This is a genomic window from Mesorhizobium shonense (assembly GCF_040545255.1).
Classification (GTDB): domain Bacteria; phylum Pseudomonadota; class Alphaproteobacteria; order Rhizobiales; family Rhizobiaceae; genus Mesorhizobium; species Mesorhizobium shonense.
In genome coordinates this window covers 54674-68701 of record NZ_JBEPLM010000017.1, presented here as the reverse complement: position 1 = coordinate 68701, position 14028 = coordinate 54674, and the positions used below count along the sequence as shown (strand labels likewise).

Below are 14028 nucleotides of genomic sequence, written 5' to 3'. Positions count from 1 at the left end.
TCAACCGCCAAGCGCCTCGCACACCACTCGCGCGGTTTCCGCGCCGGAGAAATTCTGCTGGCCGGTGACGAGATTGCCGTCGCGCACGGCAAAGCCGCGCCACAGCCCTGCCTGGACATAGTTGGCGCCGATTGCGTTGAGCTCATCCTCGATCCGCCATGGCATCAGATGCTTGCCGCGTTCGAGCGCGCCCATCTCCCAGGTGGCGTTGTCGGCAAAATCCTCCTCGATATTGGCAAAGCCGGTGACGGTCTTGCCGGCGGCAAGCAGCGTTCCGTCGGCGCGCCTGGCGTAGCGGAGGATGGCGGTGCCATGGCAGAGCGCGGCGGCCACCTTGCCGGCATCATGGAAGGCGACGAATGTCCGCTGCAAATCGGTCGCGCGCTCGTAGGTGAACATCGGCGACTGGCCGCCGGCGACGACGATCGCGTCGAAGCGCTCGACATCGATCTCGGACACCGGCCGCGTGTTGTCGACCAGAACCGAGAGTTTCGGGCTCGAAATGAAGCCGAGGGAGATGAGGTCGGTCTCCGAATAGCCCGATGGATCGCGCGGGTCGCTCAGCGCATCGGCCTCGCACTTGCCGCCGTCGGGCGAGAAGATCTCCACTTCATAGCCGCGCTCCGTGAAGGCGAACCAGGGATGGATGAGCTCGCTCCACCAGAAGCCAACCGGCCATCCGGTCGTGGTCGACACAGCCGGATTGGCGATGACGATCGCCACGCGCCTGGGCTTTCGCACATTGACCGGATTGGCATCTCGCACGCTCATCGTCGCTCTCCCTTCATGAAACTTTCACCGACAAATCCGGACGCTGCAATCTGGCCATTTGGCCGGGCAGATTTCGCTTCCGTCGCAGCTCGGCCTTGCCTACGATCGGCGCATGACCCGACGCGGTAGACTGTATGGCTGTCCGGTCGAGTTCGCGCTCGACGCGCTCGGCGGCAAGTGGAAGACGGTGATCCTGGCGCGGATCAAGGAACGGCCGTTGCGCTATTCCGAATTGCGCCGGATGATCCCTTCGCTTTCCGACAAGATGCTGACGCAGCGCCTGGCCGATCTCGTCGAGATCGGCTTCGTCGTGCTCGAGGCATCGCCCGACGGCAAGGGACGCTATACCTTGACCGAGCGCGGCCATGATCTCGCCGCTGCGCTGCAGGCGCTCTACGACTGGGGCAGCGTGCACGGACGCGCCGAGGGCGTGCGCTTCCGCACCGATATCGAGGCCGCCGCCTAGCAAGCCATTCCTCAGGCGGATCCGGCAAGCGCGCCGCAAAAGCCGGCGACATCGGTGATGACAGCTTCGCCGAGAAAGTGAAGCGTGGCCATCGAGCGGTCGCGCGCTTCCTTGTTGCCGAAGCCGCAGGCATCCTCGATCACCAAAGCCGCAAAGCCATTGTCGGTCGCCTGGCGCACGGTCGGTTCGATGCCGATCTCCATGGCGATGCCGGCAAGCGCGACGGCACGCACGCCGCAGTCACGCAGGGCAAAGCCGAGGGCGGTGGAATCGAAGGCCGACATGGTCAGCTTGTCGAACACCGCCTCGGCCGCGCGCGGCGCGAGTTCGGACACGATCCGCGTCGCCTCGGCGTCGCGCAGGAACCAGGGCTCGACCGCATCGGGGTCGCCGCGCCGCTGCCAGGCCATGGCGGTCCGCAACTGCGTGGCGCCCATCCATTTCTTCGGCAGCGACAGATGGCGCGTGAACGCCACCCGCATGCCGGCCGAGCGCGCCGCCTCCAGTGCCGTGCCGGTGCGCTCGATGATCGTCGCCGCACCCTCGACTTGGCGGCAGATGCCGATCTGCATGTCGTAGACGACCAGCGCCATGCGGCGCGGATCGCACCATTCGGCCAGGCTGGTCGGGATCTCGATGTCTTCGCTCGACCGGATCATGCCGCCGTCCGATCCCAGGGCTTGGCGATGTCGACGGTCGGGTCGAACAGGAACTCGAGCGGCAGCGGCGCATCGAAGGCGATGAAATGCCATTCCAGCAGCCCGGCCTTGGACAGCGGGAAATCGTCGGTGTAGCGCCTGGCCTCCTCGACGCTGTCGAGCTCGAAGACGATGATGACGCCGCCGACATCGGCACGCGCATAATTCTCGCGCACGATGCCTGCCTTCCAAAGCCGCCAGACATTCGAGACCTCGTCGCGCAGATAGGGCCTGAGGTCGTCGAGCGTGACGCCGGGCTTGAAATTGTCATAGGCCAGAATCTTCATCGGCTGCTCCTTGCATTGGCCCCGCGCAGCCTTCGGCTAGCATGGCGAAATCGGCGGCGGCAACGAACGACATGGTTCGTTGAAATGGCTCGGACGTTGAGCCCTTTGTGCCGAAGGCGGGGCGGTCGCGGGCGGTTGCCGCGGCATCTCGAAGACGTCGAACGGGCTCGTGCGCTCGCTGGTCGAGCGCGGCCTGGCGCGGCCGGACCCGCTGCGCCTCGGCCTCGACGTCACCGCCAGATGCAAACTCATCGCGGCCGACGGCACGGGTGTCGTCGAAGCTGCTGGCCGTCGGCCCGCTGACGCGCGGCACCTTCTTCGAGATCGACGCCATTCCGGATATCCGGGTTCAGTGCGCGAAATTGAGCAAGCAATTGCTGAGGTGAGTGCGGCTGCCTCACCGCGAAGAGAATTTCTGAGACGCCGGCGGGACAGCGCCCCCCTCTGGCCTGCCGGCCATCTCCCCCTCAAGGGGGGAGATCAGCAGCTTCGCCGACGGCGCCCTTTCCTGCAACGTCAACAATTGGCGAAAGGCGGTGGTGACATCCAATCTCCCCCCCTTGAGGGGGAGATGGCCGGCAGGCCAGAGGGGGGCGCGAAGGAACTCGACGTTGGAATGCTCGATCCAGACCGCCCCTTCCCCGCCAGTCGGTGAAATTCCATTCCCCCACTCGCCGCCGGATTGGCACGATCTATCTTCTTTCAAAGCGAAAAGGGCTGGAAAAGACGCTCGTGCGTGATCCGTGAACCCGGAATAGATTCCGGCCGGCCTCATGCGCAGGATTGTGAAGACTGGTCACTCGCGTCGAGCTTGCTTCATGGAGGGTCCGAGATGAGCGTGCACAGGAAGACAGCGCCCGACGGCGCGGAAAGCAATTTGGCGCGGCTGCGGCCGCCTTACGCCTCGGTGCTCGACCTGATCGGCCAGACGCCCGTCGTCGAGCTCACCAAATTCGACACCGGCAAGTGCCGGCTATTCATCAAGCTGGAAAGCCAGAACCCCGGCGGTTCGATCAAGGACCGCATCGCGCTGTCGATGATCGCCGCGGCCGAGAAGGCGGGCCTGCTGAAGCGCGGCGGCACAATCGTCGAGGCCACCGCCGGCAACACCGGGCTCGGTCTCGCCCAGGTCGGCATTCCGAAAGGCTATCGCATCATCCTGGTCGTGCCCGACAAGATGTCGCGCGAAAAAATCCAGCACCTGCGCGCTTTGGGCGCCGAGGTGCGCATGACCCGCTCCGATGTCGGCAAGGGCCATCCCGAATATTACCAGGACATGGCCGAGAAGATCGCCGCCGAATTGCCCGGCGCCTTCTATGCCAACCAGTTCGCCAACCCGGCCAATCCGCTGGCGCATGAGACGACCACCGGCCCGGAAATCTTTTCGCAGCTCGACGGCGATGTCGACGCGGTGGTGGTCGGCGTCGGCTCCGGCGGCACGCTCACGGGTGTCGGCCGCTTCTTCGCGAAACATTCGCCGAAGACCGAGATGGTGCTTGCCGATCCGGTCGGCTCGGTGCTGGCGCCGCTGATCAAGACCGGCAAGATGCAGGAGGCCGGCAGCTGGACCGTCGAGGGCATCGGCGAGGATTTCGTGCCGCCCAACGCCGATCTCTCGCTGGTCAAGAAGGCCTATTCCATCCCCGACAAGCAGAGCATGCTGGCAGTGCGCGATCTGCTGTCGAAGGAAGGCATCTTGGCCGGCTCGTCCTCGGGCACGCTTCTGTCGGCGGCGCTGCGCTACTGCCGCGAGCAGACGACGGCCAAGCGTGTCGTCACCCTGGTCTGCGACAGCGGCAACAAATATCTGTCGAAGGTCTTTGATGACATCTGGCTGGCCGAGCAGGGGCTTGACGACCACAAACAGCACGGCGATTTGCGCGACCTGGTGATGCGCTCGCCCCGCACCGGCGACATCGTCTATATCGGCCCGGACGAAAGCCTGCTCAACGCCTATGGCCGCATGCGCCGCTCAGACGTCTCGCAGCTGCCGGTGCTGGACGACGGCAAGCTGGTCGGTATCGTCGACGAGAGCGATATCCTGGCCAAGGTCGACGGCCCCTATGACGGCCGCTGGGACCGTTTCAACGCCCCGGTGCGCACGGCCATGACCTCAACGCTGCACACGCTGCAGGCCAGCCAGACGCTCGATGCGCTGCTGCCGGTCTTCGACCGCAACGAGGTCGCCATCGTCTTCGATGGCGATGAGTTCATCGGCCTGATAACCCGTATCGACCTGATCAACCATCTGAGGCGCCGCGCAAAATGACCACAACACCGCCATCGGGCAGGAACCGCCTGGCCTTCTCCACCCGCACCATCCATGGCGGCCAGAGCCACGATCCGCTGACCGGCGCGGTGATGGTGCCGATCTACGCCACTTCGACCTATGGCCAGCAGTCGCCCGGCGTGCACAAGGGTTTTGAATACGCCCGCAGCCAGAACCCGACGCGCTTTGCCTTCGAGCGCGCGGTCGCCGATCTCGAAAGCGGCACGGCCGCCTTCGCCTTCGCCTCCGGCCTGGCGGCGATCGGCACGGTGCTGGAACTGTTCGACGCCGGCGCCCATGTCGTCGCCACCGACGACATCTATGGCGGTTCGTTTAGGCTGATGGAGCGGGTGCGCAAGCGCTCGGCGGGCCTGCAGGTGAGCTTCGCCGACTTCACCGACCTTGCCGCCGTCGAAGCCGCGATCAGGCCCGAGACAAAGCTGCTCTGGGTCGAGACGCCGACCAATCCGCTGCTGCGCATCGTCGATCTCGAGGCTGTTGCCGCGCTCGCCAAGCGCAAGGGCTTGATCACCGTCGCCGACAACACCTTCGCCAGCCCCTACATCCAGCGGCCGCTGGAGCTCGGCATCGACATCGTCGTCCATTCGACGACGAAATACTTGAACGGCCATTCCGACATGGTCGGCGGCGTCGCGGTGGTCGGAGACAACAAGGATTTGGCCGACCGGCTGAAATTCCTGCAGAACGCCATTGGCGCCATTTCCGGCCCGTTCGACAGCTTTCTGGCGCTGCGCGGCATCAAGACCCTGGCGCTCAGGATGGAGCGCCATTCCGCCAACGGCCTCAAAATCGCGCAATGGCTGGAAGGGCGGAAAGATGTCCGGCGCGTCATCTATCCCGGGCTTGCCAGCCATCCGCAACACGAGATCGCGAAACGCCAGATGCATGCCTTCGGCGGTATGATCTCGGTCGACCTCGATCGCGACCTGGCCGGCACAAAACGCTTCCTCGAGCGCACGCAGCTCTTCACGCTGGCGGAAAGCCTCGGCGGCGTCGAAAGCCTGATCGAGCATCCGGCCTTGATGACGCACGGCTCGATCCCGGCGGAAAAGCGCGGCGCGATCGGCATCTCCGATTCGCTGGTGCGGCTGTCGGCCGGCATCGAGGACGGCGATGATTTGATCGCGGATCTGGATCAGGCGCTGGCGCTCTAGCCTGGCCAATCACCGCGCGTGGTGATCCTTCGCGCCCCCTCGTGGGTAGGACGCTTCGTCATTCTAGGGCGGAGCAAGGAGCGAAGCGACGCGCGCAGACCCTAGAATCCATGCCGTGCCGGTTGAGAGCCACCGCGGTGCAGAACTCTCACCAGCCAATTCCGCGAAACAGCTCGAACCATTCCGGATTGTTCTTTTCGATCAATTCAATCTTCCATCGGCGGGGCCAGCGCTTCAATGACGTCTCACGCTGAATGGCATCGGCGATGTCGAAGTGTTCCTCGTACCAGACCAAACGCTGCACACCGTAGCGGCTGGTGAAGCTGGAGCCTTGGCCGGTCTTGTGCTCGGGCATCCGACGAGCAAGGTCGTTGGTGACACCGATATAGATCGTGCCGCCTTTCTGGCTTGCAGTCATGTAAACGAAGCCGGTCATCTGGCGATCTTAGCTGGCACTCTCGCCAGCCGCCATTCTGGACCGTTGCATTCCACGGCCAATGTCACGGCATGGATTCTAGGGTCTGCGCGCGTCGCTTCGCTCCTTGCTCCGCCCTAGAATGACGAAGCGCCATTCGCGATCGTCCTGACCACGATGGGTGCGCTGTCCCGCCAACATCTCGGTATGTGTGCCATTGCAGACCGAAATCTACATTCTAAACTGCCCCCAACTTGCGATCTCCGGAGGCGTCATGCGCGTGATCGTGTTGGGTGGCGGTGTTGTCGGCGTCACCACCGCTTACCAGCTGCAAAAGGACGGGCACGAGGTCGTCATCCTCGAGCGCCAACTCCAAGTCGCCGCCGAGACCAGCTGGGGCAATGCCGGCATGATCGCGCCCGGACATTCCTTTGTCTGGTCGTCGCCCAAGGCGCCGATGATCCTGTTGAAATCGCTGGTGCTGAAGGACCAGGCGCTGCGCTTCAAGCTGTCGGCCGATCCCAGGCTCTACAGCTGGTCGTGGCTGTTCCTGATGGAATGCACGGCCGAGAAGGCCAGGCGCAACACGCTGCTCAAGCATCGCCTTGCCGCCTATTCGCAATCGGTCCTGCACGAGGTCGTCGCCGACGAGCAGATAGAATACGACCGCAACGGCCGCGGCATCCTCTATTTCCACCGCAGCCAGCAGGCGCTCGACAAGGGCGTAGAGCACATGAAGCTGCTGGAATCCGACGGGCAGGAGATCACGGTGCTCGACCGCGACGGCGTCGTCGCGCTCGATCCGTCGCTGGCTTCCGCGAGGGAAAAGATCGCCGGCGGCATCCATTGCCCGACCGACGAGACCGGCGACCCGGCGAAGTTCACCCGGGCGCTGGCGGCGAAAGTCGTCGAACGCGGCGGCGAAATCCGTACCGGCACCACCATCACCGGCATCGAGACTTCGGGCGGTGACGGCGTTACCCAGGTGCTGACCGACAAGGGGAATTTCAAGGGCGACGCCTATGTGCTGGCGCTCGGCTCCTACAGCCCGCTGATCGCCAGGACGATCGGCATCGGCCTGCCGATCTATCCCATCAAAGGCTATTCGCTGACCATTCCCGTCGGCAACCGGCCGCATCCGCCGACCATCGCCTCGGTCGACGAGCACAACCTGGTCGCCATATCGCGCTTCGGCGACCGCATCCGCGTCACCGCCACGGCGGAATTCGCCGGCTACGACACCAGCCACAAGCCGGCCGATTTCGCTTTCATGAAGGGCGTGACGCGGGAGCTCTATCCGGAAGGCGCCGACTATGACCGCGCCGAGATGTGGGCCGGCCTGAGGCCGATGACCCCGAACAACCTGCCCGAGTTCGGACGGCGGCGGCTCGGCAACCTCTACCTCAACACCGGGCACGGCCATATCGGCTGGACCATGTCGCACGGCTCGGCGCGCATCACCGCCGACCTGATCGCCGGCCGCAAGCCGGCCATTTCCATGGATGGACTTTTGAACTGAGAGCAGGGTCCCGGACGGGGTTCGAACGGGGATCGACGAGAAAGGGAATGCCATGTCCGTCAGCGCAGCCGCTACCCGCCTTCATTCTTCGGCACCTGTCGACCCCAAGCCAGCCGATCTCGGCATATTGCCGTCGGAGCTCGATGGCGGCCTCGCCTCGCGCGCGGCGATCGGGCTTGCGATCCTCGCCACCGACCAGACGCTGGAGCATGAATTCCGCGCCCTGGTGCGCATTCCGGGCGTTGCCTTCTACGAAGCCCGCCTCTTCAACGACAACGACATCACGCCCGACACGCTGCGCGCCATCGGCCCGCGGATCGCGCCGACCGTCGACCTCATCCTGCCCAGCATCCCGCTCGACGTCGTCGGCTTCGGCTGCACCTCGGCGACCATGACGCTCGGCGAGGAAGCCGTCTTCGCCGAGATCAGGAAGGCGCGGCCGGGCGTCGCCTGCACCACGCCGGTTACCGGGGCGCTTGCGGCGTTCAAGGCGCTCGGCGCCAGGGGCATCGGGCTGCTGACGCCTTATGCGCCCGAGATCAACCGGGGCCTCGTCAGTTACTTCACCGGTCGGGGCCTCGACATATCAGCCGTCGCCACCTTCGACCGACGCGACGACCGCGAGGCGGCCCGCATCTCGCTCGCCTCGATCGAGGCGGCCGCCGAGCGCATGGCGGCGGCGCCGGGCGTGGACGCGATCTTCATCTCCTGCACCAGCCTGCGCGTCGCCGAGGCGGTGGCGGGGCTGGAACGGAAGATCGGCATTCCCGTCACCTCCTCCAACCACGCCATGGCCTGGCACTGCCTGCGCCTCGCCGGCATCGACGACGTCGTGCCGGCGGGCGGAAGGCTGTTCGCGCTGCCCGCAAACTGAACATTTTTTCGGATTCGGAGCGTTGGAATACGTCGGGGTTAACGGTTCCGGAAAAGGTTGCTTAACGCTTCGCTACTATGTCCCGCCCCGGGGAGGCAGGACAGAGTGAGCGCGATGAACGACAGCCCCGAAAAGCGCAATGAATGGCGCGCCATTTTCTACGTGCAGGCGCGCGTCGCCATTCTGTTCGTCCCGATCATCGTCAGCCTTTTGATCATCGGCGCGCTCGCCGGCAACGACCGCGATCCCGCGGCAATAGACCGGACCGTCACCAGCTCGGTGAAATAGGCAGCGCGCTTAGTCGCTCTTCCACGGCAGAGGCGCATTCATCAGTCGGCTCAACCTCTCGCTGAGCTTCGACGGCGCATCGAGTTGGGTGACAAGCTCCGCATAAGCCTCCGGCGAGACCGTGATAAGCGTGCGATCGAGCACCTTGTTCAACTCAACGCGGGTGTCCGATTTCTGCTTGCGGGCCTTGTTTGATGGCCTGTTCAGTCAGCAACCTCAAACAAATCTTGGGATCGGGCCGTTCTGCGGCGTCGTGCGCTCGCCGAGGTCGATGAAAACCTCGTCGACATAGCACCAGCCCCAGCCCTCCGGCGGATCGTAGCCTTCGATGACCGGATGCTTGGTGGCGTGAAAATGTTTGGTGGCGTGGCGGTTCGGCGAGTCGTCGCAGCAGCCGACGTGACCGCAGGTGCGGCAGAGCCTGAGATGCACCCACCAGGATCCGCTCTTCAGGCATTCCTCGCAGCCAAGCGCGCTCGGCGTGACATCCTTGATGCCGTCCGTATGCCTGCATTCGTCCATCACGGTCTCCTCGCTTGTTCGGGCGCAATGGCGCGGCCGTTCCGCGCCAGATAGCCATGCAATGCCGCCACGACCTGGGCGCCTTCGCCGACGGCGGCCGCGACGCGCTTGGTCGAGCCGCAGCGAACGTCGCCGATGGCGAACACGCCGCTACGGCTCGTCTCCATCAGCCCATGCCCCGGCGCGACGTCCGGCCCGGTGCGCACGAAACCCTTGGCATCGAGCGCCACGTTGCAGCGCGCCAGCCAGTCGGTGTTCGGATCGGCGCCGATGAACAGGAAGACATGGCGGATGGGGCGCGTCGTCGCCGCGCCGGTCGCCCGGCTGCGCCACCGCACCTCCTCCAGATTGCCTTCCTGACCATCCAGCGCCTCGATCTCGGTTCCGGTCAGCACCTCGATGTTCGGCTGCGCCTCTATGCGCTCGACCAGATAGCGCGACATGGTGGCGTCGAGGCTGTCGCGCCGTGCCAAAAGCGTCACCTTGCGCACCTGGCTCGCCAGATAGACTGCCGCCTGCCCAGCCGAATTGCCGGCGCCGACCAGCGCCACCTCCTGCTCCCGGCAAAGACGTGCCTCGATCGGCGAGGCCCAGTAATGCACGGACGTCCCCTCGGACTGCGCCAGGTTGGCGATATCGAGGCGGCGATAGCGCGCGCCGCTGGCGATCACCACGGTGCGAGTGCGCACGGTCTCGCCGTCGCCGACGTCGAGCCGGTAGCCGGGCATGTCGTCGGCGGCGCCGAGCAGCTTCGCCTCATCGGGGATCACCATCTCGACGCCGAATTTTTGCGCCTGGTTGTAGGCGCGCGCCATCAGCGCCATGCCCGTGATGCCGGTCGGAAAGCCGAGATAGTTTTCGATGCGTGAGGACGCGCCTGCCTGGCCGCCGAAGGCGCGGCAGTCGAGCACGATCGTCGACAGCCCTTCGGAGGCGGCATAGACCGCGGCCGCAAGCCCCGCCGGTCCCGCGCCGACGATGGCCACGTCGTAGACCTTGTCGGCATCGACCGGCCGCAGCAGGCCGACGCAGCGGGCGAGGTCGCTCTCGCCCGGATTGTGCAGCAGCTTGCCGTTCGGGCAGAGCACGATCGGCAAATGGTGCGGATCGACATGGAAACGCTCGATCAGCGTCTTGGCGCAGGGGTCGGTGTCGGAATCGAGCGCGCGATGCGGCAGGCCGCTGCGGCTGAGAAAACCTTGCAGCCGCAGCACGTCGCCATTGCCGGGAGGGCCGATGACGATCGGCCCGCTGGCGCCGCTCTCGAGCAGGCCGACGCGGCGCAGGATCAATGCCCGCATGATGCGCTCGCCGAGATTCGCCTCCTGCACCATCAGGTCGCGCAGCCGCTGCGAGGGGATGACGATGGCCTCGACCGGCTCCCTCGCTTCGGCATTGACCAGCGACGGACGGCTCGAGAGCTGGGCCAGCTCGCCGATGAAATTGCCGGCGCCATAGGTGATGATCGCCTCGCGCGGGCCAAGCCCACCGGCCTGCGTGATGTCGACCTTGCCCGACAGGATGAGGATCAGCCCGGGCGAAACCGTGCCGGCCGTGACGATATGCTCGCCGGCGGCATAGGTGCGGCCTTCGCCGAAGCGGCGCATGCGCTCGATGTCCGCATCGGCGAGGACTGGGAACATCTGGTCGCGGCGGGCGGCGATGGTCGGACTGACGGTCGGGGCCATGGGCGAACCGTAGCGGAGCGTCCGCGGGGTTTGAAGCGGTTTGTTTGGCGCTGACCGGCAGAGTGGTTTCGCACCTGTCACCCTTTTTCGCGCTTGCTACACTTCAATACCGCGCTCAAAAGTGAGTCTCGGTGCTGCAACGATAGAGCCGGTGGGTGCGATGGCAGCGGATTGTGCCGACTTTTACGACGCGGAACTGGCACGGCATAATCGGCACCTCAGGGCGGCCGCCGACATCGGAACACGTTACCGCGTGCTCGACATCGGCTGCGGTGCGGGACTAACGGCCCGCGAGGCCGCACGCGTCGCCGTCGACGGAGAGGTGGTCGGCGTCGATACGTCCGCGCAGATGCTCGAAGTGGCGCGGCGACGTTGCGCCGAAGAAGGACTGCGGAACGTGACCTTCGAGCAGGGAGATGCGCAATCGCACGCATTCCCCGCTGCCAGTTTCGATGTTTGCATCAGCCGCTTCGGGACGATGTTCTTTGTCGATCCGCCTGCGGCATTCGCCAATATCGCCCAGGCGTTGCGGCCCGGCGCGCGCCTTGTGTGGATGGTCTGGCAGAGCCAGGAGCGTAACGAGTGGTCAGGAGCCATTCAGCAAGCACTGAACCCGGAAAGCACGCCGTCCGGGGATGTCCCCATGGCGTTTTCACTCGGGGACGCTGCCGTCGCCAGGACGCTTCTGAGCGCGGCCGGGTTTAAGTCCATCGCCTTCACTGAGGTGCATGAGCCGGTCTATTACGGGCCGGACGTCGATGCCGCGTTTGGCGCTCTCTCCAGCTTCCAGATGGTCAAGGAGGCGCTCGCGCACGCGACCGAGCCGCCAGGCAAGGTGTCGAAGCGGCTGCGCGACATGCTGGCGGCGCATATGACCTCAGGGGGCGTGCTGTTCGACTCGCGGGCGTGGATCATCACAGCCAAGCGCGAATAGCCGGCGGATCCTCCTTCGCCAAAGGCTTCGGAGGACCATCCTTCGCTCTTATAACGCCGGGTGGCCTGCCATCCGAAGCTCGAAGAGCGAAGGATGGTGCCCAGGAGAGGCGCGCATCACTTTTCGACGCAATTCCAACCACTATCCGAGCGACGTCGCAAGCTTGCGCAGCGCCCCCTGCGGATCATCGGCGATGGCGGAGCCATGCGAAACAAGGATGCGCTTGAGCGCCGGCTGTTCCGCCCATCGTCTCAATTGCGCTGCGAGTGCCGCCTTGTCGCCGACCATCGCCAGCTTGACCGGCCAGGGTATATGCGGCTCATCACCGGCAAATCCCATCATGCGCAATGCCCAGCCTGCAAAGCCGGTTGCATCGCGGACGTTGCCGACGACGTCATTGAGAACGAGCGTCGTGCCGTTTGGTCCGTGAACCTGCAGCGCCGCTTCGCGATCGCGGGTTCCGGGGACGGTGATGAGCTTGACGTCGGGATCGCCAAAGTCACCGCGTGTCGCATCGATATGTACCGCCTTCTCGACACTGTTAAGCGCGCCCAGCGGTGCAATCACCTGAAGGGAGGGATAGCGGTCCTTCCATGGCTTTGCATCGAGCCGGTGATGATCATTAGGGACGATCAGGAAGGCGGGCTGGCCGAAGGCCTCGATCGCGCGCATCTGTTCGTCGTCAAGCGCGATGGCGCTGAAGATAACGAGCCGTTGGTCGCGCAATCGCACCACAGTCATGCGCCGTTTCATGTTGCCGACGGGCATCGGTATGTCGCCGGTCACCGTCAGAATATTGTCGTCGACAGGAGTGAGCCTGCCGTGTGGCAGAACCTTCCATTCCTTGAATGGCTTGGGCATCCCGGAACCTCGGGTTAACACGACAAGATAGGAACGGTTCAACCCGAGGCGAGTTGCAGGGCACAAAAAAGCCCGGAAAATCCGGGCTTTTTGCTCATCGCGTCAGAACGTCTGAAACGGGAATTTGGTGCCCAGAAGAGGACTCGAACCTCCACTCCTTGCGGAACACGGACCTGAACCGTGCGCGTCTACCAATTCCGCCATCTGGGCTGGTGGGCGCTCATGTAAGCGGGCAATCGAAGCGTGTCAACGCGCTTTTTTCGAGGGGCTGCCGATGCCGGCTCAAGATAGGAACGGCCGATCTTCGGCGAAGCTGCGCTGTTGATGTTAATTGCCGGCGTCGGCGCCGCCCCTCATCGCCCTGCCGGGCACTTCTCCCCGTATAGTGACGGGGAGAAGGGGCTGGCCGCAATGCCGGCTCCCTTCTTGCAACGCTGGCGATTGGCGAAAGCGGCGATGAGAGCGCCCCTCTCCCCGTCACTATACGGGGAGAGGATGCCGGCAGGCAGGTGAGGGGCGGCGCAAACGCTGAACAGATAAGGGCGGGACGGAATTCAAACCTGAAACTACTGGCCCGAGAGGCTGCCCATCGATCCGATGGTCGCCGTAAGGAGGCGAGGAGCCCTCACCCCTCCAGCACTTCCTTCTTCGCCACCGTCGAATCGGCGTTGAGCTTGTAGATCACAGGTACGCCGGTGCCGAGCTCGAGCTTGACGATCTCTTCGCCGCTCTTGCCGTCCAGCGCCATGATCAGCGCGCGCAGCGAATTGCCGTGCGCGGCGACCAGCACGGTTTCGCCGCGCAGCACGTGCGGCTGCACGTCGTGCAGGTAATAGGGCCACACGCGCGCGCCGGTGTCCTTCAGGCTTTCGCCGCCGGGCGGCGCGACGTCGTAGGAGCGGCGCCAGATATGCACCTGCTCCTCGCCCCATTTCTTGCGCGCGTCGTCCTTGTTGAGGCCGGAGAGGTCGCCGTAGTCGCGTTCGTTGAGCGCCTGGTCGCGGATGGTCTTCAGATCGCCCTGGCCGACCACGTCAAGGATGATCTGGCAGGTGTTCTGCGCCCGCTTCAGCGCCGAGGTGTAGGCGATGTCGAATTTCAGCCCGCGCGCCTTGAGCTTCTCGCCGGCGGCAAGCGCTTCAGCGTTGCCTTGCTCGGTCAGACCCACGTCGCGCCAGCCGGTGAACAGGTTCTTCAGGTTCCATTCGCTCTGGCCGTGGCGCACGAGCACGAGAGTTCCCGACATGTTTGCTCCTTGTTT

At 64.8% G+C, this 14028-nt stretch carries 16 protein-coding genes, 1 tRNA gene and 1 pseudogene; 8 read left to right on the top strand and 10 right to left on the bottom strand.

Annotated elements, in window-relative coordinates:
* Positions 1-771: a type 1 glutamine amidotransferase domain-containing protein gene (locus ABID26_RS30490; protein WP_354417355.1), complete on the bottom strand. Its 771-nt coding sequence runs from the start codon at positions 769-771 to the stop codon at positions 1-3.
* Positions 772-883: 112 nt separating this feature from the next.
* On the opposite strand from ABID26_RS30490, the gene ABID26_RS30485 reads away from it, so the two are divergent.
* Positions 884-1237 carry a winged helix-turn-helix transcriptional regulator gene (locus ABID26_RS30485; RefSeq protein WP_126097003.1) on the top strand — a complete coding sequence of 118 codons (354 nt, stop codon included), beginning with the start codon at positions 884-886 and terminating at the stop codon, positions 1235-1237.
* An 11-nt stretch (positions 1238-1248) separates the two neighbouring features.
* Here ABID26_RS30485 and ABID26_RS30480 read toward each other — a convergent pair whose 3' ends face one another.
* The gene (locus tag ABID26_RS30480) at positions 1249-1896 is read right to left on the bottom strand and encodes a cysteine hydrolase family protein (protein WP_126097002.1); all 648 of its coding nucleotides are present in this window, start codon (positions 1894-1896) and stop codon (positions 1249-1251) included.
* Positions 1893-2222, bottom strand: a complete 330-nt coding sequence (locus tag ABID26_RS30475; RefSeq protein ID WP_126097001.1) for a hypothetical protein — start codon at positions 2220-2222, stop codon at positions 1893-1895. Before ABID26_RS30475 ends, ABID26_RS30480 begins: the two co-directional genes overlap by 4 nt.
* 127 nt (positions 2223-2349) lie before the next feature.
* Here ABID26_RS30475 and ABID26_RS30470 point away from each other — a divergent pair.
* The 3 genes and pseudogenes from ABID26_RS30470 to ABID26_RS30460 all read left to right on the top strand — a co-directional run.
* Positions 2350-2608: pseudogene (locus tag ABID26_RS30470) on the top strand (FAD/NAD(P)-binding protein); the annotation flags it as partial.
* A gap of 446 nt (positions 2609-3054) precedes the next feature.
* Entirely contained in the window at positions 3055-4491 is a 1437-nt protein-coding gene (locus ABID26_RS30465) for a pyridoxal-phosphate dependent enzyme (RefSeq protein ID WP_126097000.1), read from the top strand.
* Positions 4488-5666: a cystathionine gamma-synthase gene (locus tag ABID26_RS30460; protein ID WP_126096999.1), complete on the top strand. Its 1179-nt coding sequence runs from the start codon at positions 4488-4490 to the stop codon at positions 5664-5666. Before ABID26_RS30465 ends, ABID26_RS30460 begins: the two co-directional genes overlap by 4 nt.
* A gap of 148 nt (positions 5667-5814) precedes the next feature.
* Here ABID26_RS30460 and ABID26_RS30455 read toward each other — a convergent pair whose 3' ends face one another.
* On the bottom strand, positions 5815-6102 hold the full coding sequence (locus ABID26_RS30455) for a GIY-YIG nuclease family protein (protein ID WP_126096998.1): 288 nt from the start codon (positions 6100-6102) through the stop codon (positions 5815-5817).
* Positions 6103-6355: 253 nt separating this feature from the next.
* Between ABID26_RS30455 and ABID26_RS30450 the strand changes: the two genes are divergently transcribed.
* The 3 genes from ABID26_RS30450 (at position 6356) to ABID26_RS30440 (ending at position 8762) form a co-directional block, all read left to right on the top strand.
* Positions 6356-7600 carry a D-amino acid dehydrogenase gene (locus ABID26_RS30450; RefSeq protein WP_126096997.1) on the top strand — a complete coding sequence of 415 codons (1245 nt, stop codon included), beginning with the start codon at positions 6356-6358 and terminating at the stop codon, positions 7598-7600.
* Positions 7601-7652: 52 nt separating this feature from the next.
* Complete coding sequence (locus tag ABID26_RS30445) at positions 7653-8474, top strand: maleate cis-trans isomerase family protein (RefSeq protein WP_126096996.1); 822 nt, start codon at positions 7653-7655, stop codon at positions 8472-8474.
* 105 nt (positions 8475-8579) lie between these two features.
* Positions 8580-8762, top strand: a complete 183-nt coding sequence (locus ABID26_RS30440; RefSeq protein ID WP_189510882.1) for a hypothetical protein — start codon at positions 8580-8582, stop codon at positions 8760-8762.
* Positions 8763-8771: 9 nt separating this feature from the next.
* Here ABID26_RS30440 and ABID26_RS30435 read toward each other — a convergent pair whose 3' ends face one another.
* The 3 genes from ABID26_RS30435 to ABID26_RS30425 all read right to left on the bottom strand — a co-directional run bounded on the left by ABID26_RS30435 (position 8772) and on the right by ABID26_RS30425 (position 10972).
* Entirely contained in the window at positions 8772-8906 is a 135-nt protein-coding gene (locus tag ABID26_RS30435) for a type II toxin -antitoxin system TacA 1-like antitoxin (RefSeq protein WP_245460307.1), read from the bottom strand.
* A gap of 72 nt (positions 8907-8978) precedes the next feature.
* On the bottom strand, positions 8979-9284 hold the full coding sequence (locus ABID26_RS30430; protein WP_126096994.1) for a UBP-type zinc finger domain-containing protein: 306 nt from the start codon (positions 9282-9284) through the stop codon (positions 8979-8981).
* Positions 9284-10972: an FAD-dependent oxidoreductase gene (locus ABID26_RS30425; RefSeq protein WP_126096993.1), complete on the bottom strand. Its 1689-nt coding sequence runs from the start codon at positions 10970-10972 to the stop codon at positions 9284-9286. Before ABID26_RS30425 ends, ABID26_RS30430 begins: the two co-directional genes overlap by 1 nt.
* Positions 10973-11132: 160 nt before the next feature.
* Here ABID26_RS30425 and ABID26_RS30420 point away from each other — a divergent pair, with 160 nt between their 5' ends.
* Complete coding sequence (locus ABID26_RS30420) at positions 11133-11906, top strand: class I SAM-dependent methyltransferase (RefSeq protein WP_126102479.1); 774 nt, start codon at positions 11133-11135, stop codon at positions 11904-11906.
* A 141-nt stretch (positions 11907-12047) separates the two neighbouring features.
* Here ABID26_RS30420 and ABID26_RS30415 read toward each other — a convergent pair whose 3' ends face one another.
* From ABID26_RS30415 to ABID26_RS30405, 3 genes are all read right to left on the bottom strand, one after another.
* On the bottom strand, positions 12048-12809 hold the full coding sequence (locus ABID26_RS30415; RefSeq protein WP_354417351.1) for a hypothetical protein: 762 nt from the start codon (positions 12807-12809) through the stop codon (positions 12048-12050).
* 83 nt (positions 12810-12892) lie between these two features.
* Positions 12893-12977 (bottom strand) — tRNA-Leu (locus ABID26_RS30410).
* A gap of 415 nt (positions 12978-13392) precedes the next feature.
* On the bottom strand, positions 13393-14013 hold the full coding sequence (locus ABID26_RS30405; RefSeq protein WP_126096991.1) for a 2,3-bisphosphoglycerate-dependent phosphoglycerate mutase: 621 nt from the start codon (positions 14011-14013) through the stop codon (positions 13393-13395).
* Between the last annotated feature and the right edge of the window lie 15 nt (positions 14014-14028).